Genomic DNA, 20647 nt, shown 5'->3' on the forward strand with positions numbered 1-20647 from the left:
AGCTCCGAAGCGGTCAGGATCGACTGGGCGATTTCGCCGATCTTCTTTTTCTCACGCATGGCGGTGGATCGCAGCAACACATAGGCCTCGTCTTCGGTCAGACCTTTCAGTTTCATCAGGATGCCCTTGGCGCGCTCGATGATCTTGCGGTCTTCCAGCGCCGATTTGGCGCGGTCGAGTTCGTCCTGGAGCCTGGAAAAGGCGTTGAAGCGCGAGATGCAGAGATCGAGGATCGATTTGAGGCGTTCTTTTTTCAAGCCGTCGACGATATAGGCCGAGACCCCGGCGTCGACGGAGGCCTGGATCGAAGCGGCGTCGCTTTGATCGACGAACATGGCGATCGGCCGGCGCACCGCACGGCTGACCTGGAACATCTGTTCGAGAATGTCGCGACTGGGGTTTTCGAGATCGATGACAATAACATCGGGATCGAGCGCATAGATGCGGCTCAAGAGGCTCTGCATTTCTTCGATGCGCACCACATCGGTATAGCCGGCCTCCCGCAACCCTTCCTCGAGGATCGCGGCGCGGATTGGACTTTCGTCGACAATTGCAATCTTTGGAGACGCTTCGGTGCCCATCGTTCATCCGGATTACCGCGCCACTGATAGCACGTTGCGCGGCTTGAGCTCAAAGTCTTGTAATTGCGTGTAATTGGGATTAGCTCGTGCCCAACTATTTATCTGGACAGTTCAGAAGATGTCGCAGGCCGCCGCGCCTAAAGTCAGCTTTGTTTCGCTCGGATGCCCCAAGGCGCTCGTTGATTCCGAGCGCATTATCACCCGACTGCGCGCCGAAGGCTATGAGCTGGCCCGCAAGCATGACGGGGCCGACCTGGTCATCGTCAACACCTGCGGCTTTCTCGACAGCGCCAAGCGGGAATCACTCTCGGCGATCGGCGAGGCGATGGCCGAAAACGGCAAGGTCATCGTCACCGGCTGCATGGGCGCGGAACCCGAGCAGATCGAACAGGCCTATCCCGGCGTACTGTCGATCACCGGTCCGCAGCAATATGAAAGCGTGCTGGAGGCGGTGCATCGTGCGTTGCCACCGGCGCACAACCCGCATCTTGATCTGGTGCCGCCGCAAGGCGTCAAGCTGACGCCGCGGCACTATGCTTATTTGAAGATTTCCGAGGGCTGCAACAACCGCTGTTCGTTCTGCATCATCCCGAAGTTGCGTGGCGACCTGGTGTCGCGCCCAGCCGGTGACGTGCTGCGCGAAGCCGAACGGCTGGTCAAAGCCGGCGTCAGGGAACTGCTGGTGATCTCGCAAGACACTTCGGCCTATGGCGTCGATGTCAAATATGCGGCCAGCGGCTGGAAGGATCGCGAAGTCCGCGCCAGATTTTTCGATCTGGCGCAGGCGCTCGGCGAATTCGGCGTCTGGGTGCGGCTGCAATATGTCTACCCCTACCCGCATGTCGACGAGGTCATCGGCCTCATGAACGAGGGCAAGGTTCTGCCCTATCTCGATATCCCTTTCCAGCACGCAAGCACGGAAGTGCTCAAAGCCATGAAACGGCCGGCCGCGCAGGAAAAGACGCTGGCGCGGATCAAGAGCTGGCGCGCGCAGTGTCCGGATCTGGCGCTGCGCTCGACCTTCATTGTCGGCTTTCCCGGCGAGACCGATAGAGACTTTGCCGAGCTGCTCGACTGGCTCGAGGAAGCCGAGATCGACCGTCTGGGCTGCTTCAAATATGAACCGGTCGCTGGTGCGCCGGCCAATGCGCTCGGACCCGTCGTGCCAGACGAGGTCAAGCAGGAGCGCTGGAACGCGCTGATGGCGCGTCAGCAGAAGATTTCGGCGCGGCGCTTGAAACGCAAAATTGGCACCCGCCAGCCGGTGATGATCGACGAGGTCGGCCCGACCGTCGCCAAGGGTCGCTCAAAGGCCGACGCACCGGAGATCGACGGTTCGGTCTATGTCACGAGCCGCAGGCCGCTGAAAGTTGGCGAGATCGTCACCGCGAAGATCGAGCGCTCCGACGAATACGACCTGCACGGCTCCGTCGCCGGATTCTGACGTACTTGACAGCGCTTGCCGTTCGGCTGTATCAGCGCCGCCCATGATTTCGAACCGGACCATCGCCCGCGCCGCCTGCCGCCGTCACGCCCGTGACGACGATGGGGTGCGCCATGTCCGACGACCAAGCTGAATAACCAGATCAGCAACGTTTCGAGAAGGCCGCACCCGAAAAGGTAGCGGCCTTTTTGCTTTTTGGCTCCCTCTTACCGACCGCAAGGAGAAGACGACATGACCCACGCCACGTACTCGCTCGACGCGCTGATGGAAATTACCGCCCGCCCGCCGATCGCTTTCGTGCGCGGCAAGGGATCCTATCTCTGGGATGATAGCGGCAAGCGCTACCTCGATTTCATTCAGGGGTGGGCGGTCAATTGCCTCGGCCATTCTCCGCCCGCGCTGGTCGAGGCGATTACCGAGCAAGCCAAGCGCCTGATCACGCCGAGCCCGGCCTATCACAACGATGCCAGCGTGGCTCTTGCGAAAGCGCTAACCGATGTCAGCTGCTTCGACCGCGTCTTCTTCGCCAACTCCGGCGCCGAAGCCAATGAGGGCGCGATCAAGCTCGCGCGCAAATACGGCGCTCTGCACAAGAACGGTGCCTTTGAGATCATTACCTTCGAAGGCGGCTTTCACGGGCGCACGCTGGCGACGATGTCGGCCTCCGGCAAAAAGGCCTTCGAGCCTCTGTTCGAGCCGAAAGTGCCGGGATTCCGCAAAGCGCGGTGGCATGATCTCTCATCCGTCGAGCAGCTCATCAACGACAGCACGGTCGCCGTAATGTTGGAGCCGATCCAGGGCGAAGCCGGCGTCTGGCCCGCGAGAGACGAATTCCTGCGCGACTTGCGTGCGCTTACCGCAAAACCTGGCCTGCTTCTGATCCTTGACGAGATTCAGACCGGCGTGGGCCGTACCGGTAAGCTCTTCCATTACGAGCACACCGGCATCACGCCCGACATCATGACGCTCGGCAAGGGCATCGGCGGCGGCGTGCCGCTCGCTGCGCTGCTCGCGACCGAGGCGGTGTCCTGTTTCGAGCACGGCGATCAGGGTGGAACCTATAACGGCAATGCCCTGATGTGCGCGGCCGGCCTCGCCGTGCTGGACCAGGTTTCGGCACCCGCGTTCCTGAAGTCGGTGACAGAGAACGGGCTCTATCTCGAGAGCGCATTGCAGCGGCTGTCGGCGCGCCACGGCCTCGGCGAGGTTCGTGGCCGCGGCTTGCTGCTCGCGCTTGATCTATGCGTGCCGATGGCGCCTGCGATCGTCGCTGCGGCACTCGACGATGGCCTGCTTCTGAACGCCCCGCGTCCCGACACGCTGCGGTTCATGCCGGCCCTCAATGTGAGGACTCAAGAAATTGATCTGATGATCGAATCTCTCGATCTGCTGCTGACGAAAGCGGGCGCGGCGCGCCGCGTTGCCTAGCTGTTATGGCTTGAGGATCGAGGCCCCGGTGGTCGCCCGGCTCTCCAGGTCGGTGTGAGCCTTGGCCGCATCCTTCAGCGCGTAGGCGTGATTGATCGGCACGTGAAGTTTGCCGTTGATGACAGCGGCAAACAGCGTGTCAGCGCCTTCAAGCAATTCGGAGCGCTTGCCGATGTAATCGTTGAGCTTCGGCCGGGTCGCAAACAGCGAACCGTGATTGTTGAGTTCGGCAATCGCAAACGGTGGCACCGGACCCGAGGCGTTGCCGAAACTCACGAACAGGCCGCGCGGCTTTAGGCAGGACAGCGAGCCGGGAAAGGTCGATTTGCCGACGCCGTCATAGACCACGTCGCACAGTTCGTTGCGGCTGATCTGCTTGACCCGGGCGACGAAGTCTTCCTCGTTGTAAAGGATGACATGGTCGCAGCCGTTGGCGAGCGCGAGGTCCGCCTTGGCCTTGGAGCCGACGGTACCGATCACATGGGCTCCCAGCGCCCTCGCCCATTGGCAGGCAAGTAAGCCGATGCCGCCGGCGGCGGCATGAATCAAGACGCGGTGGTGCGGTTCGACCTTGAAGGTCTTGTGCAGGAGGTACCAGACCGTGAGCCCCTTCAACATCAACACCGCACCCTGTTCGTAGGTGATGTGATCGGGCAGCTTGACCAGCCTCTCCCAGGGGATGTTGCGCTCGGCGGCGTAGGCGCCAAGGTTGACGTAATAGGCGACGCGATCGCCGGGATGGAAATGGGTCACGCCGGGGCCCACCGCGACCACCTCGCCCGCGGCCTCATTACCGATGATGAACGGCAGCCCGGGGGCCTTGTAGAGGCCGGTCCGATAATAGGTGTCGATGAAGTTCAGGCCGACCGCATGCTGGCGAATGCGCACTTCGCCGGCACCCGGCGGCGCCAGTTCAGCGTCTTCATAGACCAGGGCCTCCGGACCTCCGACCTTGTGCACCCGCACGGCTTTGGTCATAGCCCCATCTCCTCAAGCGTTTCGTTGTCGCGAGCGAATGACATCAAGGCTCTATTGTCAACTCGGCGCGCGAGAATCTGGCGCATGTTAACCTTTGTTGCGATTGCGCCGGGCCAATACGTTGAATAGCTCCACCATTGCTGAAAACGCGATCGCAAAATAGATATAGCCGCGCGGAATGTGAAATTTGAAGCCGTCGGCGACCAGCGCCACGCCGATCAAAACCAGAAATGCCAGCGCCAGCATCTTGGTGGTCGGATGGGCTGCGACAAATCGGGCCACCGCCCCGGAAGCGGCATACATCACCACGCAGGCAATAACGACCGCGGAGATCATGATGGCAAGGTCCTGGGCCATGCCGATCGCCGTGATAATCGAATCGAGTGAGAATACGATATCGATGACCGTGATCTCGGCGATCACCATGAAAAAGGCCGACCGGCCGGCCTTGGACGGGGCGTCGGGATGGGCTTCGACCTCCCGATGAATTTCATGGGTGGCCTTCGCGATCAGAAACAGCCCGCCAGCGATCAGGATGATGTCGCGCCACGAAAACGCGACATTACGCACCGTAAAGACATCGCGAGTCAGCCCGATCAGCCAAACCAGAAGGCTCAGCAGCAGGATGCGAAACACCAGCGCCAAAGCGAGGCCGACCTGACGCGCACGCTTTGCCTGCGCGTCCGGAATCCCGGAGACAACGACTGAAATGAAGATGACGTTGTCGATGCCGAGAACGATCTCGAGCGCCGTCAGCGTCAGCAAGCCAGCCCAGGCTTCCGGGCTCGTCAGGAGTTCGATCATGCGTGGAGCGACCTAACCAGCCGGATCGCACTGTCGCTTCCGACTATGTAAAGGCCAATAGCGCAGAGTGCGGCCGTCACCGTCATCCCTGGCTTCAGATCGTAGATGAGCGTGACCACCGCCAACGCCATCCCGGCTCCGATCAAGCATAACGTTAGCCAGCGGAGACGACGGACGCGGACCGGGTGCACGACGTAGAACGGCATAAAGGTGAGGGCTATCAAGACTGCGACCGACAGGCTGGATGCCATCGGCGGCCACTGCAGCAGAAACAGATAGAACGCGGCGATGTTCCACAGGCCGGGAAAGCCCCGAAAATGATTGTCTTCCGATTTCATGCGACGATCGGCGAAATATAGGGCTCCTGAGACCGCAATGCCTGCCCCAAGCACGGGCGCGGCGATCGGCCACAGCAGCCCGCTGGCTGTGATGGCATAGGCGGGCACGAAGACATAGGTGGCAAAATCGACCACGAGGTCGAGCACTTCACCCGACCAGTTCGGTTGCAGACGCACGACATCAAGTCGCCGCGCCATCGGGCCGTCGACGCCGTCGATAACAAGGGCGACGCCCAGCCACCAGAACATCGCCGTCCAATGTTCGCGAACCGCTTCGAGCATTGCCAGCAGCGCCACGCCCGCCCCCAATGCCGTGAACACATGCACGAAAAAGGCGGCCGCACGTGACGCGGCCGAGGCATCGATATCTCGTTCGATCTCTTGATCCATCGGAGGGAAGTGCACTCGTTTCCCGACACTGCTATCAGGAATCGGCCGATTTGCACATCGAGTGCCCACTTTTCGAAGGTCGGCTGCGGGCTTGAAAATGCCGCAGGGAAACGTCAAATGTCATGAATATGAACGAGAACACATCGACCTACGACGTTGCTGTTGTCGGTGCGGGACCGGCGGGCTTGTCTGCCGCGATCGCGATCGCGCAATCCGGCGCGCGCACGGCCTTGATTGCCCGCCGCTCGCTCTACGCGGACAACCGCACCACCGCGCTGCTTGGCAGCTCGATCGATTTCCTGGAGGCGCTCGAGGTTTGGCCACTTTGTCAAAACCAAGCGGCCGCATTACTGACCATGCGGCTGGTCGACGATACCGGCCGGTTGATCCGGGCGCCGGAAGTCAGGTTTTCCAGCGGCGAAATCGGTCTCGATGTCTTTGGATACAATATCGAGAACCGAATTCTGGTGGCCGCACTGGAAGCGCGCACCGCGACGGTCTCAAACCTCACCCGCTTCGAGGATGAGGCCGCTGCCGTAAAGCCGTCGGAGGATCTTGCCACCATCGAGCTCATGGGCGGCAGATCGATCGCAGCGCGTCTTGTGGTCGGCGCCGACGGCAGACATTCGCTGTGCCGCGAAGCCGCCGGCATTACGGTGCGACGCCGCGAACTTCAACAGGCCGCGCTGACATTCAATGTCAGCCATTCCAGGCCTCATCACAATATCTCAACTGAATTCCATACGTCTCACGGACCTTGCGTCTTCGTGCCGCTTCCCGGCAACCGTTCGAGCGTTGTGTGGGTATCGGAGCCAAAAGAAGCTGATCGGCTAATGGCGCTTAGCGATCAGGAATTGTCGGACGCGGCCGAAGCGCGTTCGCATTCGATTCTCGGCAAGATGGAGGCCGAGCCCGGCCGCAACAGGTTTCCGCTCGCGATCGAACAGCCTGCCAAATTCGCCAACGCGCGGGTCGCGCTCGTCGGCGATGCCGCGCATGTGCTGCCGCCGATCGGTGCGCAGGGGCTGAACATGGGACTGCGCGATGCCGCTGACCTTGCCGAGATCGTGGGTAAGGCATTGACGGGGGGCGAAGACCCCGGTTCTGCGGCGGTGCTCGGTCGTTATGCCGCAGCACGACGCCCCGACATCATGAGCCGCACATTCGTGGTCGACATGGCAAACCGCTCGCTGCTCAGCGCGTTCCTGCCGATGCAATCGCTTCGCGCTGCGGGTTTGCATCTGATCGGTGCATTCGGACCGCTGCGTCGGCTCGCCATGCGCGAGGGATTGGCGCCGTCGTGGCGGGCTAAGGAAAAACGAGCCGCCCGGTCTGAATAATCCACATGGCCGTCGTCAGCGTCACGACTGAGGCAAAAGTGCCGATCATGACAGCGACGGAAGCCGGCTCGATCCAGGCTTCGTTCTGGCGGGCTATGACGAAGACATTCAGCGCGGGTGGCAGCGATGCCATCAAGACCGCGGTAGCGGCCCACGAAGGCGGAAACGGACCCACCAAGAGCATCAGCGCGAACACGATCAGCGGATGGATCAGCAGTTTCACCGCGACCACCGCCGGCACTTCCCATGGCACCCGGCCGAACGGACGAAGCGCGACCGTGACCCCAAGCACGAACAGCGCCATCGGGGCTGCGGCGTTCTGCAAGAATGAAAGGGTGTTGTCGATTGCGACCGGCGGGCGAAAGTGAAATGCGGCTGCGAACGCGCCGGCGCAGGCTGACATGATCAGCGGATTGAGCAGGATCTGCTTGAGCAAAAGGCCGAGCGCGTGAAGCCAATGGTGCTCACTGTGATCGGTCAGAGCAATCAGGAACGGCACGATCGAAAACAGGAAGATGCTGTCGCAGCAGAAAATCAGGGCGGTCGGGGCTGACGCTTTCGTGCCAAGTACCGCCAGCGCCAGCCCGGGGCCCATATAGCCGATATTGCCGTAGCCGCCGGCAAGCCCGGCCAGCGTCGCATCACGGAAGGAGATTTTTCCGACGAGCCGACCGGCTGCCATGGCGAAAAAGAAAGCGAGTGCAGTTCCCGAGGTGGTCGCGATCAGGAATGGTGGATTGTTGAGCTCTTCGAAAGGCGTTCTGGACGTGATTCCAAACAGCAGCGCGGGCAGAGAAACGTAAAGCAGGAAGAAGTTCATCCAGGCGAGGCCCTGTTCCGGCAACTGCCGGAGCCTGCCGCAGGCGAAGCCGATGAAGATCAGGCTGAAATAAGGGAGCGCAAGGTTGAGAACGTCGGCCATCGCAAGGGTCGGAGCTCGGGGCGGTTATTTCGTCCGTGTTGGCCCCGATTTGCCGGTATGCATACGATCAGTGGCTAACGTTAATTCGCAGATTAGCCTCTAGCATCAGGCCCCGTCATGGTCTATCGACGAGCTATGATCAAAACGCGCACCGCCAAGTTCCAGATCGGACAGATCGTCCGCCACCGGATCTTTTCGTTCCGGGGCGTGATTTTCGACATCGACCCGGAATTCAACAACACCGAGGAATGGTGGCTGTCGATCCCTGAAGAGGTTCGCCCTCACAAGGACCAACCGTTCTACCACCTGCTCGCGGAAAATTCGGAATCCGAGTACGTGGCGTATGTCTCGGAGCAGAATCTTCTGCCGGATGACTCAGGCCAGCCGATCCGCCACTCGCAGGTCTCGGAAATTTTCATAAAGGACAAGTCCGGCGGCTATCGTCCGCGGAATCCGTCGCTCAACTAGCCTCGCGGAAGAGACAAAGAAAGACAAAGAAAAAGGCGCTCGATCGGAGCGCCTTTTTGTTCAGGATGTGAAAAAAGCTATTTCGGCGCTGCGCCGGCCTGACCGCCGCTGGACTCGAGTTTCTTGCGGGCTTCCTCGGCGCGCTTCTGCAATTCCTCCTGCAGCTTCTTCTGGTTCTCCTCGAACACTTTCGGATCGGTCGGAGGTCCGTCATAGGCCTTGGCGAAATCCGAGAGCGGCAGCGCGAGCGTCACCGGCTGGCCCTTGGAGCTGATCGCCTGAACCACGAGGTTCTGGCCCTTCTTCATGCTGTTGAGCAGGTCCGGCGTCACTTCGTAATCGGACATACAGCCGTTCTGGAAGCAGATCACGTAGGGGCTCTGCGCCGGCGCGTTGCTGTCGACGATGATGCGGGTACCGTGGGCGAGCAGCATGCCGAGCGGCAGCGTCACGCGCAGGATCTTCTTCGGCTCGCCTTCCGGCTCGATCACGACGGCGGCGACGACCGGCTGGCCGGATTCGATCCGGCCGTCCTTGCCGGTGAAACAAACCTGCTTGGCGTTGGCATCCTGGCCCTTGAGGCAGAATTTGGTCCAGGGCGCGTAGATCAGCTGAACCGGGGGCTCGGCAGGCGCCGCCGGCGCAGGGGCCTGAGCTGCCGGCTGCTGGGTCGGAGCCGGCGCAGGCGCCTTCGGAGCCGCCTTGGGGGCGGCGGCTTTAGGGGCGGCCTTCGGGGCAGCGGGTGCCGGTGCCTGGGCCTGAACGTCGGTCGCAAGGAACGTGGCTCCAAGAGCGGTGGCCGCCATCAAGGCGAGAACGCGCCCACGCGGCCCGACTGGCGCGGCCAACATACGGAAATTCATTGCGGAAAACCCTTTCTGAACGGAAGCGCCGAAACCCGCTGCAGGCACCGAAACCCGGCCATTTTGGCGGCTGTCTCCTTGCCAATTAAGGCGGATGCGTGACAAGCCCCTGCCCGATTGGTCAATTGGACGCCTTCATACAGAGGCGGACGAAAAGATCAATGCCGAGCTCGTACTAGGCCGGTGTGGTACAGGAAAGCGTGAGCCCTCCCCAATCAAATCAATGCCTCAGTCGGTGGATTTCGGCGCGCAGGTTCATCGTCATCTGGTCTTGCGGCCTTGCGGGTCTCATCCTGGCCGCGCTGGCCTGCCAGGACGGAGCTGTCGCGGCCGAAAGCCATGCCATCGCCATGCACGGCGCCCCGGCGCTGCCGCCGAGCTTTGGCCACATGCCCTATGTCAATCCGGATGCGCCGAAGGGCGGACGGCTAGTACAAGGCCTTGTCGGCACCTTCGATAGCCTCAATCCGTTCGTCGTGCGGGGATTGGCCGTCCCGCAGATCAGGGGCTTTGTGGTCGAAAGCCTGATGGCGCGAGGCGATGACGAAGCCTTTACGCTCTACGGACTGCTGGCGCGGAGCGTCGAGACCGACGAGGCCAGAAGCTATGTCACCTTTCGTGTCGATCCGCGGGCGCGCTTTTCCGACGGAAATCCTGTCACCGCCGATGACGTCGTGTTCTCCTGGGCGCTGTTGCGCGACAAAGGACGTCCAAATTACCGCTCCTACTATTCGAAAGTCGCGAAGGCCGAGGCACCAGACCCGCTGACCGTTCGCTTTGATTTTGGGGGAACTCAGGACCGCGAACTGCCGCTGATTCTCGCCCTGATGCCGATTCTGCCGCGTCACGCAATCGATGCCGCAACCTTTGAGGAAACCTCGATGGCTGCGCCGCTCGGCTCGGGGCCATACCGGGTCACGGCGGTCAATCCCGGCGTGAGCATCACGCTGACGCGCAATCCCGACTACTGGGGGCGCGACCTGCCGGTCAATCGTGGCTTATGGAATTTCGATCAAATCCGACTTGATTTCTATCGCGAGGCCAACGGTCATTTCGAAGCCTTCAAGCGAGGCCTGTATGATTTTCGCGTCGAAAGGGAGCCGCTGCGGTGGCACGACGGATACGGCTTTCCGGCCGCCCAGAATGGCGAAGTGATCCGTGACACCATCAAGACCGGCACGCCGCAACCGTCTGAATTTCTGGTCTTCAACACACGTCGGCCCGTCTTTGCGGATGTTCGGGTCCGGCAGGCGCTCACGCTTCTGTTCGATTTCGACTGGGTCAATCGGAATTACTTCTTTGGACTTTATGCCCGCTCGGCCGGCTTCTTCGCCGGCTCAGAGCTTTCGGCCTATGGTCGCGCGGCCGACGACCGCGAACTTGCGCTACTCAAACCATTCGCCTCGCACGTCCGCGCCGACATTCTTGACGGCACTTACCGCCTGCCAACCACCGACGGCTCGGGCCGAGATCGCACTGCCTTGCGCGAGGCGCTCAACCTGCTGTCGCAGGCGGGTTATGAACTCGACGGCGCCGTGCTGCGCCAACGCGCCACCAGAACGCCTTTGACCTTCGAAATCCTGGTGTCGACGCGCGACCAGGAGCGGATCGCGCTTGCGTTTTCGCGTGACGTCAAACGCGCCGGGATCGAGGCCAGGGTCCGCGCCGTGGACGCGGTGCAGTTCGATCAGCGGCGGCTTCACTACGACTTCGACATGATCCAGAACCGCTGGGATCAATCGCTGTCTCCGGGCAACGAGCAATTCTTCTACTGGGGCAGCGAAGCGGCCGACAATCCGGGCACGCGCAACTACATGGGCGCCAGGGACCCGGGGATCGACGCGATGATCAATGCGATGCTGGCGGCGCAGGACCGCACGATCTTCGTCTCGGCGGTACGCGCGCTCGATCGTCTTCTGATCGCCGGATTCTACGCAATTCCGGTCTTCAACATCAAAGAGCAATGGATCGCGCGCTGGAATCGGATCCAGCGTCCGCAAACCACAGCTTTGACGGGCTATCTTCCGGAAACCTGGTGGTATCGGCGGCAGCAATCGCAGTAGGCTGGTGCAAACCGATTCGCATTCGACGTCCGTCATCAGAGGTTGTTGAGCATCATGCGAACTTCTCAGTCGGAGATCTAGACTTCCGTGATGCAGACCAACGTATCGCCAACGCTCGACGGATTGTTCCAGAGAATTCTGGCGCGTCAGCCGGACGCGCCGGCGTTGATAGACCCTCTCAACAGGCCCCGCATCACCGGCCAGGCGCCGCGGCGAATGACATTTGCCCAGGCCGACCGCGCCATTTCGGCACTCGCCGCTCATTTCATCGACGCCGGGTTGCCGGTCAATTCGGTCATCGGCGTGCAATTGCCGAACACGATCGAGTTCATGCTGACAGTGCTGGCTGCGCATCGCGCCGGATTGATCGTTGCGCTGCTGCCGCAGCTATGGCGCCAGGCGGAACTGACGGCCGCGCTCAACCGTACCAGCGCGCGCGCGATCGTGACATCGTCCAAGATCGATGGCGTCAGTCATGCCGATCTCGCAATGAACGCGGCGGCCGAGGCGTTCTCGATCCGCCATGTCTGCGGGTTTGGCGAGGACTTGCCTGAAGGCATGGCCTCGCTCGACCTTGCCCTGAGAAGCGGGTCTTCGACCGAGCGCACCGTGGTGCAAGACGGCCGCAAGGCGGCACTGATTTCCTTCGACGTCACATCCGACGGTCTGCGCGCGGTGCCACGGACGCATCTCAATCTCATTGCCGGCGGGCTGGCTGTTTTCCTGGAAAGCCGGATTCCCCAGGGCGCGCGGCTGATGTGTGCGTTTGCGCCAACCTCCTTCGCAGGAATCACCTCCTCGCTGCTGCTTTGGCTGCTCTCGGGCGGAACGCTCGCCTTGCATCACCCCTATGAGGGCGATGTGCTGGAACGGCAGATCAACGATTGCGGCTGCGACACGCTGGTGGCGCCAGCCGCGATGGCGCTACGGCTCACCGATGCCGACATGGCCTCGCGTCTGCCGACATTGCGCCATGTCATCGGTCTCTGGCGCATGCCCGAACAGGTCGCATCGAGCGCCCAGTGGACCTCTGAGCAGGCCCGGTTCACCGATGTCTATCTGTTCGGCGAAGTTGGATTGTTCGGCGCGCGGCGGACCGCCGACGGCGTGCCGGTTCCGATCATGCCCGGGCCTCATGGCGCTCCGCGAGATATTCCCGGCACCTCGATCGCTGGCGAGACAGTGCTGACGCCCAAAGGCACGCTCGCCTTGCGTGGCCCGATGGTGACGGTCGCAGCGTACGCCCCTCCCGCACCTGCAACGGATTCGCTGATCTCCCAGCCGGCGCCCCCCGATTATGCCGACACCGGCTATGCAGCGCGCATCGATCGTTCCTCGGGCGCGGTTTGCATCACTTCCCCGCCATCAGGCATCGTCTCCGTTGGCGGCTATCGCTTTCTCTCCCAGGACCTTCAGGAATGGGCGAAGCGGCTCGGACAGGGCGCGCTTCTGACGGCCTTGCCGGATCGCCTCTGCGGCTACCGCCTTGCAGGGCGAGCCCAGGACAACGCGCGCGGCCGCGAGGCGCTGACCCAGCTTGGGCTTAACCCGCTGATGGCCGAGGCTTTTCGCGATCGAACCATCGTCGGCTGATCTGGCCTCACCAGTGTCGTTGACCGGGCATTAAGACCGCCAAACTAGGATCGCGCCGAGCAAGCGTTGGGCGATCCGAATCCTAGATGTCTCATCAACAAGGTCCGATCCTCGTCGTCTCCGATGACAAGCAGCCGGCGTTCATGGTCGCGCTTGGCCAGAGCGCGGCGTTTCCGGTCATCGAGGCGGACTGGGCCGAGGCATCGCGCGCCGTCGCGCAACTACACCCCGCGATCGTTCTCGCCGCTGCAACTGAAAGAGCCGACGCCCGGCTTGCAGCGCTCGCCGATCAGGCCGCTGGCATCAAGCCTTATCTTCCTCTGCTGGCCATCGACCCCAAAGGACGCGTGCCGGCCAACGCCATTCCGTTCTCGAAAGGAAATGGCGGATGGGATCGCCTGCTGCCGCGTCTGCGGGCGGCGCTTCGCGTTCGAAGCCTGCACACGGCCGTGTTGCGCCGGCAAAGCGATGCATCAGCCAAAACGGCGATCGCGGACGTCGATCCGGTTCGCGATGCGACCGTGCTTCTGGTCGGACGTGCCGGCATCTATCCCGCTCTCTCGGTTGCGCTTGGCGAGCGTATCGGACTTGTCGGCGCGCTGAGCATCGAAGCCGCCGCCAAGCATCTCAACGCGCGTGATATCGACGGCATCGTCATTTGCGACGGTTTTACAGACCGCGTGGTCGACGCCTTCCTGACCGTGCTGAGCGAGGATCCTCGCTTTCGACACTTGCCCATCGTGATGACTCTCGCCGGCCTGATACCATCCTACGACTTGCCAAATCTTGAGATCGTGGCCGGTGATCCGGCGCGCGTCGCGGCGAATGCGCTGCCATTGATCCGCCAGCACGCCTTTGAAGTTCATTTAAGCCGCACGCTGCGCGCGATCGATGCCGACGGCCTGCTCGATCCGCTGACCGGACTATTGACCAGCGCGGCTTTCGATCGCGACCTTGCGACCGCGGTCAGCCAGACCCTTGCCAATGGCGGTGGTTTGTCGGTGGCGCGCTTCGTGTTCGATCCGGCGAATCCGCGCGCAAAGCTCGACGGCGCGCGCCTGCTCAGCCGGCTCATGCGGCAGATGGATTTCGGGACGCTCCGCGAAGATGGATCGGCGATCGTCGCGCTCGCGGAGACCGACTTGCGCACCGCCCATGTGATCGCCCGCCGGCTGTTCAGCGTCATGCGCCATACCACCTACGACAACAAGGGGGCGCGGCGAAACGAACCGACCGTGTCGGTTGCCACGCTGATGCCGCAGGACAGCGTGCAGTCGCTGCTCGCCCGCCTCGACGACGAAGGCCGTCGCGCGGCGTCCTGACCGGGCGATCAGGCCGCCTTGCGGTTCTCGGCAAGATTGGCGAGCTGACGCAGGATTTCTGTCGTGCCTGCGAGGCGCTCTTCGGCCGTCTCCCAATCCTGAAAAAACACCACCTTCATGTCCGGCCTTACGCGCGCCGCCTGACCGTGCTGGCGGATGAAGAACACCAGGCGGTCGGGTTGAGCGAACTTGTTGTCGCGGAAAGTGATCACCGCACCCTTCGGTCCCGCATCGACCTTTTCGACATTGGCCCTGCGGCAATAATTCTTGATCGCGGCCACCTTGAAGAGATAACGGACTTCGTCCGGCAACACGCCGAAGCGGTCGCGCAACTCGGCGGCAAAATTGTCGATCTCCTCGTCGGTTTCGAGATCGGCAAGCCTTCGGTACAGCGACAGCCGGACCGAGAGGTCCGCGACATAATCCTCCGGGATCAGAACCGGCATTCCGATGGTGATCTGGGGCGACCAGCGATCCGCCGCGGGTTCGACCACACCGGCCTTGAGGTTGACGATCGCCTCCTCCAGCATCGACTGGTAGAGCTCGAAGCCGACCTCCTTGATGTGACCGGATTGTTCTTCGCCCAATAGATTGCCGGCGCCGCGAATATCGAGATCGTGAGAGGCAAGCTGGAAGCCCGCGCCCAAGGTCTCCAGGGATTGCAGCACTTTCAACCGCCGCTCGGCTTGGGCGGTGATCTTCTGCTGCGCGGGCAGCGTGAACAGGGCATAGGCGCGCAACTTCGAACGCCCGACCCGGCCGCGGAGCTGATAGAGCTGCGCGAGGCCAAACATGTCGGCACGGTGCACGATCAGGGTGTTGGCGTTCGGGATGTCGAGACCGGATTCGACGATGGTCGTCGAGAGCAGGATGTCATACTTGCCATCGTAGAACGCCGACATGATATCCTCGATCACGGTCGGCGGCATCTGGCCGTGCGCGACCGCAACCTTCATCTCCGGCACGTTCTTGTCGAGAAACTCCTTCACGCTCGCGAGGTCTTCGATTCGCGGCACGACATAGAATGCCTGCCCGCCGCGGTAGCGCTCGCGTAGCAGCGCCTCGCGGATCATCAAGGGATCGTGCGGCGCCACAAAGGTGCGCACCGCCAGGCGATCGACGGGCGGTGACGCGATGATCGACAGCTCGCGCACGCCGGTGAGTGCGAGTTGCAGCGTGCGCGGGATCGGCGTCGCGCTCAGCGTGAGGACGTGCACTTCGGCGCGCAATTGCTTCAGCCGCTCCTTGTGGCTGACACCGAAATGCTGCTCCTCGTCGACGATCAGGAGGCCGAGGTCGCGAAACTTGATCGACTTGCCAAGCAGCGCGTGGGTGCCGACCACGATATCGATCGAGCCGTCGGTCAGCCCCTTCTTGACCTGCGTCAGCTCCTTGGCGGCGATCAGCCGCGAGGCCTGCGCCACCTTCACCGGAAAGCCGCGGAAACGCTCGGTGAAGGTCTTGGCATGCTGGCGCGCCAGCAGCGTCGTCGGCACGACGACGGCAACCTGCTTGCCGTCCAGCGCGGTCGCAAACGCCGCGCGCAAGGCGACTTCGGTCTTGCCGAACCCGACATCGCCGCAGATCAGCCGGTCCATCGGTCGACCGACCTCGAGGTCCTTCAAGGTTGCATTGATGGCCGTGAGCTGGTCTTCGGTCTCCTCATAGGGAAAGCGCGCGCAGAATTCGTCGTAGACCTGGGTCTGGACCGGGAGCTTGGGGGCTTCACGCAAGTGCCGCTCGGCCGCGATCTTGATCAATTCGCCGGCGATCTCGCGAATTCGGCTCTTCAGCTTGGCCTTGCGCGCCTGCCAGCCGGTACCGCCGAGCCGGTCGAGCTCGACATTGGCGCTGTCGGTACCATAACGCGACAGCAGCTCGATGTTTTCGACCGGGAGAAACAGCTTGGTATCGGCGGCGTAATGCAGTTCGAGGCAGTCGTGCGGCGCGCCGCCGACGTCCAGGGTCTGCAGGCCCACGAAGCGTCCGATGCCATGTTCGACGTGAACGACGATGTCGCCGGCCGAAAGGCTGGTCACTTCCGAGATAAAATTATCGAGCTTCCGGCTCGCCTTGCGCGGCCGCACCAACCGGTCGCCGAGAATGTCCTGCTCGGTGATGACCGCAACCTGGTCGGTCTCGAAGCCGGTTTCCATGCCGACGACCGCCAGCATGGTTTGATTGCGCGGCGTCGCCTGCACCATACGCCAGGTATTGACGCTCGTGAGATTGAGCAGCTTGTGGTCGCGCAGCATGCTTTCCATGCGGTCCCGCGAGCCTTCGCTCCATAGCGCAATGACGACCTTCTTGCGTTCGGTCTGCAGGGCGTGGACGTGACCAACCACGGCCTCGAAGACGTTGACCGAACTGTCATTGCGCTCGGGCGCAAAGCTGCGGCCCTGCCGTGCGCCGGCATCGACCGTGCCGCTGCTGCCTTCGGGCACGGCAAAAGACGTCAGCCGGGCCAACGCGCTCTCCTGCAGATGCTGGCTCCATTCCGTTTCGGTTAGATAAAGCCGGTCCGGCGGCAGCGGCTTGTAGATCGCGCCTCCGCCCGGGTGATCGAGCGCCTCCCGGCGGGCTTCGTAATAGTCGGCAATCTGCTTGAAGCGCTCGCGCGCCGCGTCCTCGCTTTGCGGTTCGATCGCGATCGGCGCATCGCCGAGATAATCGAACAGCGTGTCCATATGATCCTGGAACAATGGCAGCCAGTGTTCCATGCCTGGATGCCGCCGACCCTCGCTGACCGCTTCGTAAAGCTGATCGTCGCGCTCGGGCGCGCCAAAAGCGGCGACATAGCCCATGCGGAAGCGGCGGATGGTTTCCGTCGTCAGCTGGAATTCGGAAATCGGCACCAGATCGAGCGAACGCATGTCGAGCAGCGTGCGCTGGGTCTCCGCATCGAAACTGCGAATCGATTCCAGGCTGTCGCCGAAGAAGTCGAACCGCACCGGCTGGTCGAGCCCGGCCGGGAATAGATCGAGGATACCGCCACGCACCGCGTATTCGCCGGGTTCGCGAACGGTCGAGGAGCGGCTGTAGCCGTTATGTTCGAGCCAGGCGATGATGGAATCCATCGGCACCACATGGCCGGGCGCAACCGACAGAGCCTGCGCCGCGACGACGTCGCGCGCCGGCACGCGCTGCACGATCGCATTCACGGTCGTCAGAACGATCAGCGGCTTCTCGCTGCCGACAAGCCGCGACAGTTGCGCGAGCGTCGTCATTCGCTCCGAGAGAATGCCGCCATGGGGCGACACCCGGTCGTAGGGTTGGCAATCCCAGGCCGGGAAGTGCAGCACGGAGAGATCCGGCGCAAAGAATGACAGCGCGCGGGCCAGTTGTTGCAGCCGCGGACCGTCACGGCATACGACCGCAAGGCTAACGGCCGGCGGTTTCGGCCGCGCCGCGACTGCGCGGGCGAGGTCGGAAATAACCAGGCCCTCGCCGCCTTCGGCGACATTGGCAAACGTCAACGCGCGGCCGGGAACGAGAGATTGTGCCGGAGATTGAGCTGGTTGCTTCATTCTCCCTGCTCTCCCGGGCGGAATGCCTTGATGCGTTCGAACAACGGCCCGGCATATTGTGCGGCCCGCAGCGTATCGCCGGACAAAGCGGCGTAGAGGTCGGGATCGGGAACCTCGATCAGATGTTCCAACTCCAGGAGTTCGTCATCGGAGAGGCTGGCGATGGTGGTGTCGGCAAATCGGCCGAGGATGAGGTCCATCTCGCGAGTGCCGCGATGCCAGCAGCGAAACAAGAGCCGCTTGCGGCGTTCGTCGAGGCCTCCGCTCGACCGCGTCGTTCCTGTCATTTTCCGCAATCCCATCCAACGCCAAAAGCCCGGACGTGCCGGGCGGCGCTGATATAGCGATCCGAATGGCGGTTGTCAGCCCATCTTGTTCCCGATTATCAACAGTCATGCCGATTTGATCGCGAGCTTCGATGCGCCCTGCTCTGCTCAATCCCATGTTTGCGCCGGTGACGAGTCTTTCCGGCGTCGGTCCGAAGCAGGACAAGCTGTTCCGCTATCTGCTGGGGCGCGAGGAGGCGCCGCGGCTGGTCGATCTGCTGCTGCACCTGCCTTCGAGCGTGATCGATCGCCGCGCCCGGCCAAAGATTCGCGACGCCGTGCCGGGAACCGTGGTCACGCTGGAAGTGACCGTCGACCGCCATCGGCCGTCGCCGCCCCGCAACGCCCGCGCGCCCTACCTGGTCTATGCCAGCGACGATACCGGCGATGTCGTTCTGACCTATTTTCGCGCCAAAGCCGATTACATCGAGAAACTGCTTCCGGTCGGCACCAAGCGTTACGTCTCGGGGACCTTGCAGATATTCGATGGCGTGCCGCAGATCGTGCATCCCGACCGCGTCGTCGATGAAGCCGGCTTTGCAAAGTTATCCGGCATCGATCCCGTCTATCCGCTGACGGAAGGGCTGGCGTTAGGTTCACTGCGGCGGGCGATTGCCCAGGCGCTGCAGAAATTGCCCGAGCTGCCCGAATGGATCAGCCCCGAGGTGATCCGCCGCTGCCATTTTCCGGCGGTCAAGGAGGCGCTGACCCGGGTCCATGTTCCGGTCGAGCTGACCGACATCCTGCCGGATGGGCCGTTCTGGTCGCGGCTTGCCTTCGACGAACTCCTCGCCGGGCAACTTGCGCTGGCGCTGGTGCGTTCGCAGCTGCGGCGGCCGGCAGGCAATCGCCACGCCGGCGACGGCCACTTGCGGCGGAAGATCATCGATGCGCTGCCATACGCGCTGACCTCGTCGCAACGGGAGGCGGCGGCCGCCATTGCCGGCGATCTGCAACAGCCGCTGCGGATGTTGCGTTTGCTGCAAGGCGACGTCGGCTCGGGCAAGACCGTGGTCGCACTCCTTGCCGCGGCCGCTGTTGCCGAGGTCGGACGTCAGGCCGCGTTAATGGCGCCGACGGAAATTCTGGCCCGCCAGCACATCAAGACCATCGCCCCGCTCGCCGAACGCGCCGGCATGCGGGTTGCGATCCTCACCGGGCGCGAGAAAGGCAAGGAGCGGCGGGATATCCTGACGCGGCTCGAAGCCGGCGAAATCGATTTTCTGGTCGGCACGCACGCTTTGATTCAAGATGACGTAATGTTCAAGTCGCTGGCATTGGCGGTCGTCGACGAGCAGCACCGCTTCGGGGTGCGCGAGCGGCTTGCGCTGACCGCCAAGGGCGACGCCGTCGACGTGCTGGTTCTCAGCGCAACGCCGATCCCGCGCACGCTGGTCCTGACCTATTTCGGCGACATGGATATTTCCGAGTTGCGGGAGAAGCCGGCCGGACGTCAGCCGATCGACACGCGTGCGGTTGCGATGAACCGGCTCGCCGAAGTCATGGACGCGGTCGGACGCGCCGTCGACAAGGGCAAGCGGGTCTATTGGATCGTGCCGCTGGTCGAGGAATCCGAGGCGATGGAAGTGGTGCTCACCGACGCCGAGCAGCGCTTCGCCAGTCTCAAGGAGCGCTTTGGCGACAAGGTCGGGCTCGTGCACGGCAAGATGAAGGGGCCGGACAAGGACCGCACCATGGGGCAGTTCGCTTCTGGCGAGATCAGCCTTCTGGTGGCCACGACGGTGGTCGAGGTCGGCGTCGACGTGCCGGAGGCCACGATCATGGTCATCGAAAACGCCGAGCGCTTCGGGCTTGCCCAGCTGCATCAGTTGCGCGGTCGCATCGGCCGCGGCTCGGAGGCATCAACCTGTCTGCTGCTCTATCGCGAACCGCTCAGTGAGATGTCGAAAGCGCGGCTGACCGTGATCCGCGAAACCACCGACGGTTTCCGTATCGCGGAGGAAGATCTGCGACTGCGCGGTGAAGGCGACGTGCTCGGGATCAGGCAAAGCGGACTTCCCGGCTACCGTATCGCGCGGTCGGAGGTCCATGGCCAGCTGATCGCACAAGCCCGCGACGAAGCGCTGCGCATCATGAAGGAAAACCCGAAGCTGACGGGAGCACGCGGCGAGGCGCTGCGCTGCCTGCTTTATCTTTATGAGCGCGGCGAAGCGCTGCCGCTGATGGGCGCGGGATAAGCTGCTGTCGTTCCGGAATGCGCAAAGCGCAGACCCGGAATCTCGAGATCCCGGCTTCGATG

At 62.6% G+C, this 20647-nt stretch carries 16 protein-coding genes; 8 read left to right on the forward strand and 8 right to left on the reverse strand.

Annotated features, from left to right (window positions below; translation table 11 throughout):
* Positions 1-581: ANTAR domain-containing response regulator (locus tag VFL62_RS07635; protein ID WP_325171760.1), on the reverse strand; the 581-nt coding region annotated here is incomplete at its 3' end.
* Between the two features lie 118 nt (positions 582-699).
* On the opposite strand from VFL62_RS07635, the gene rimO reads away from it, so the two are divergent.
* Both rimO and VFL62_RS07645 read left to right on the forward strand, forming a co-directional pair.
* On the forward strand, positions 700-2025 hold the full coding sequence (rimO, locus tag VFL62_RS07640) for a 30S ribosomal protein S12 methylthiotransferase RimO (RefSeq protein WP_325171761.1): 1326 nt from the start codon (positions 700-702) through the stop codon (positions 2023-2025).
* 231 nt (positions 2026-2256) lie between these two features.
* Positions 2257-3453: an acetylornithine transaminase gene (locus VFL62_RS07645; protein ID WP_325171762.1), complete on the forward strand. Its 1197-nt coding sequence runs from the start codon at positions 2257-2259 to the stop codon at positions 3451-3453.
* A gap of 3 nt (positions 3454-3456) precedes the next feature.
* Here the strand turns inward: VFL62_RS07645 and VFL62_RS07650 are convergent, their stop codons facing one another.
* The 3 genes from VFL62_RS07650 to pcsA all read right to left on the reverse strand — a co-directional run bounded on the left by VFL62_RS07650 (position 3457) and on the right by pcsA (position 5963).
* Positions 3457-4431: a quinone oxidoreductase gene (locus VFL62_RS07650; protein ID WP_325171763.1), complete on the reverse strand. Its 975-nt coding sequence runs from the start codon at positions 4429-4431 to the stop codon at positions 3457-3459.
* 87 nt (positions 4432-4518) lie between these two features.
* Positions 4519-5235, reverse strand: coding sequence for a TerC family protein (locus VFL62_RS07655; RefSeq protein ID WP_325171764.1), 717 nt, complete (start codon positions 5233-5235; stop codon positions 4519-4521).
* A complete protein-coding gene (pcsA, locus tag VFL62_RS07660; protein WP_325171765.1) occupies positions 5232-5963 on the reverse strand; it encodes a phosphatidylcholine synthase in 732 nt (243 codons plus the stop codon). The genes VFL62_RS07655 and pcsA overlap by 4 nt, the downstream gene beginning before the upstream one ends.
* Positions 5964-6091: 128 nt before the next feature.
* Here pcsA and VFL62_RS07665 point away from each other — a divergent pair, with 128 nt between their 5' ends.
* On the forward strand, positions 6092-7303 hold the full coding sequence (locus VFL62_RS07665; RefSeq protein WP_325171812.1) for a UbiH/UbiF family hydroxylase: 1212 nt from the start codon (positions 6092-6094) through the stop codon (positions 7301-7303).
* Here the strand turns inward: VFL62_RS07665 and VFL62_RS07670 are convergent.
* Entirely contained in the window at positions 7272-8225 is a 954-nt protein-coding gene (locus tag VFL62_RS07670; protein ID WP_325171766.1) for an AEC family transporter, read from the reverse strand. The genes VFL62_RS07665 and VFL62_RS07670 overlap by 32 nt on opposite strands.
* A 135-nt stretch (positions 8226-8360) precedes the next feature.
* Between VFL62_RS07670 and hspQ the strand changes: the two genes are divergently transcribed.
* Positions 8361-8693 (forward strand): heat shock protein HspQ, encoded by a 333-nt coding sequence (gene hspQ, locus VFL62_RS07675; RefSeq protein ID WP_325171767.1) that lies wholly within the window; start codon positions 8361-8363, stop codon positions 8691-8693.
* A gap of 77 nt (positions 8694-8770) precedes the next feature.
* Here hspQ and VFL62_RS07680 read toward each other — a convergent pair whose 3' ends face one another.
* Positions 8771-9556, reverse strand: coding sequence for an invasion associated locus B family protein (locus tag VFL62_RS07680; protein WP_325171768.1), 786 nt, complete (start codon positions 9554-9556; stop codon positions 8771-8773).
* Positions 9557-9846: 290 nt separating this feature from the next.
* On the opposite strand from VFL62_RS07680, the gene VFL62_RS07685 reads away from it, so the two are divergent.
* The 3 genes from VFL62_RS07685 to VFL62_RS07695 all read left to right on the forward strand — a co-directional run bounded on the left by VFL62_RS07685 (position 9847) and on the right by VFL62_RS07695 (position 14534).
* Positions 9847-11619, forward strand: a complete 1773-nt coding sequence (locus tag VFL62_RS07685; protein WP_325171813.1) for an extracellular solute-binding protein — start codon at positions 9847-9849, stop codon at positions 11617-11619.
* A 90-nt stretch (positions 11620-11709) separates the two neighbouring features.
* Entirely contained in the window at positions 11710-13212 is a 1503-nt protein-coding gene (locus VFL62_RS07690) for an AMP-binding protein (RefSeq protein ID WP_414644645.1), read from the forward strand.
* Between the two features lie 86 nt (positions 13213-13298).
* Positions 13299-14534, forward strand: a complete 1236-nt coding sequence (locus VFL62_RS07695) for a GGDEF domain-containing protein (protein ID WP_325171770.1) — start codon at positions 13299-13301, stop codon at positions 14532-14534.
* 8 nt (positions 14535-14542) lie between these two features.
* On the opposite strand, the gene mfd is transcribed toward VFL62_RS07695, so the two are convergent.
* Both mfd and VFL62_RS07705 read right to left on the reverse strand, forming a co-directional pair.
* Positions 14543-18061, reverse strand: coding sequence for a transcription-repair coupling factor (gene mfd, locus VFL62_RS07700; protein ID WP_325171771.1), 3519 nt, complete (start codon positions 18059-18061; stop codon positions 14543-14545).
* On the reverse strand, positions 18058-18348 hold the full coding sequence (locus tag VFL62_RS07705; RefSeq protein WP_325171772.1) for a succinate dehydrogenase assembly factor 2: 291 nt from the start codon (positions 18346-18348) through the stop codon (positions 18058-18060). Before VFL62_RS07705 ends, mfd begins: the two co-directional genes overlap by 4 nt.
* Before the next feature lie 131 nt (positions 18349-18479).
* Between VFL62_RS07705 and recG the strand changes: the two genes are divergently transcribed.
* A complete protein-coding gene (gene recG / locus VFL62_RS07710) occupies positions 18480-20585 on the forward strand; it encodes an ATP-dependent DNA helicase RecG (protein ID WP_325171773.1) in 2106 nt (701 codons plus the stop codon).
* Positions 20586-20647 lie beyond the last annotated feature (62 nt).

This window comes from Bradyrhizobium sp. (assembly GCF_035701725.1).
GTDB lineage: Bacteria > Pseudomonadota > Alphaproteobacteria > Rhizobiales > Xanthobacteraceae > Bradyrhizobium.

Excerpts from the sequence above, each read along its gene's own strand:
- rimO (WP_325171761.1), top strand. The coding sequence starts at position 700 with ATGTCGCAGGCCGCCGCGCCTAAAGTCAGCTTTGTTTCGCTCGGATGC.
- VFL62_RS07645 (WP_325171762.1), top strand. The coding sequence starts at position 2,257 with ATGACCCACGCCACGTACTCGCTCGACGCGCTGATGGAAATTACCGCC.
- VFL62_RS07650 (WP_325171763.1), bottom strand. The coding sequence starts at position 4,431 with ATGACCAAAGCCGTGCGGGTGCACAAGGTCGGAGGTCCGGAGGCCCTG.
- VFL62_RS07655 (WP_325171764.1), bottom strand. The coding sequence starts at position 5,235 with ATGATCGAACTCCTGACGAGCCCGGAAGCCTGGGCTGGCTTGCTGACG.
- pcsA (WP_325171765.1), bottom strand. The coding sequence starts at position 5,963 with ATGGATCAAGAGATCGAACGAGATATCGATGCCTCGGCCGCGTCACGT.
- VFL62_RS07665 (WP_325171812.1), top strand. The coding sequence starts at position 6,092 with ATGAACGAGAACACATCGACCTACGACGTTGCTGTTGTCGGTGCGGGA.
- VFL62_RS07670 (WP_325171766.1), bottom strand. The coding sequence starts at position 8,225 with ATGGCCGACGTTCTCAACCTTGCGCTCCCTTATTTCAGCCTGATCTTC.
- hspQ (WP_325171767.1), top strand. The coding sequence starts at position 8,361 with ATGATCAAAACGCGCACCGCCAAGTTCCAGATCGGACAGATCGTCCGC.
- VFL62_RS07680 (WP_325171768.1), bottom strand. The coding sequence starts at position 9,556 with ATGAATTTCCGTATGTTGGCCGCGCCAGTCGGGCCGCGTGGGCGCGTT.
- VFL62_RS07690 (WP_414644645.1), top strand. The coding sequence starts at position 11,710 with ATGCAGACCAACGTATCGCCAACGCTCGACGGATTGTTCCAGAGAATT.
- VFL62_RS07695 (WP_325171770.1), top strand. The coding sequence starts at position 13,299 with ATGTCTCATCAACAAGGTCCGATCCTCGTCGTCTCCGATGACAAGCAG.
- mfd (WP_325171771.1), bottom strand. The coding sequence starts at position 18,061 with ATGAAGCAACCAGCTCAATCTCCGGCACAATCTCTCGTTCCCGGCCGC.
- VFL62_RS07705 (WP_325171772.1), bottom strand. The coding sequence starts at position 18,348 with ATGACAGGAACGACGCGGTCGAGCGGAGGCCTCGACGAACGCCGCAAG.
- recG (WP_325171773.1), top strand. The coding sequence starts at position 18,480 with ATGCGCCCTGCTCTGCTCAATCCCATGTTTGCGCCGGTGACGAGTCTT.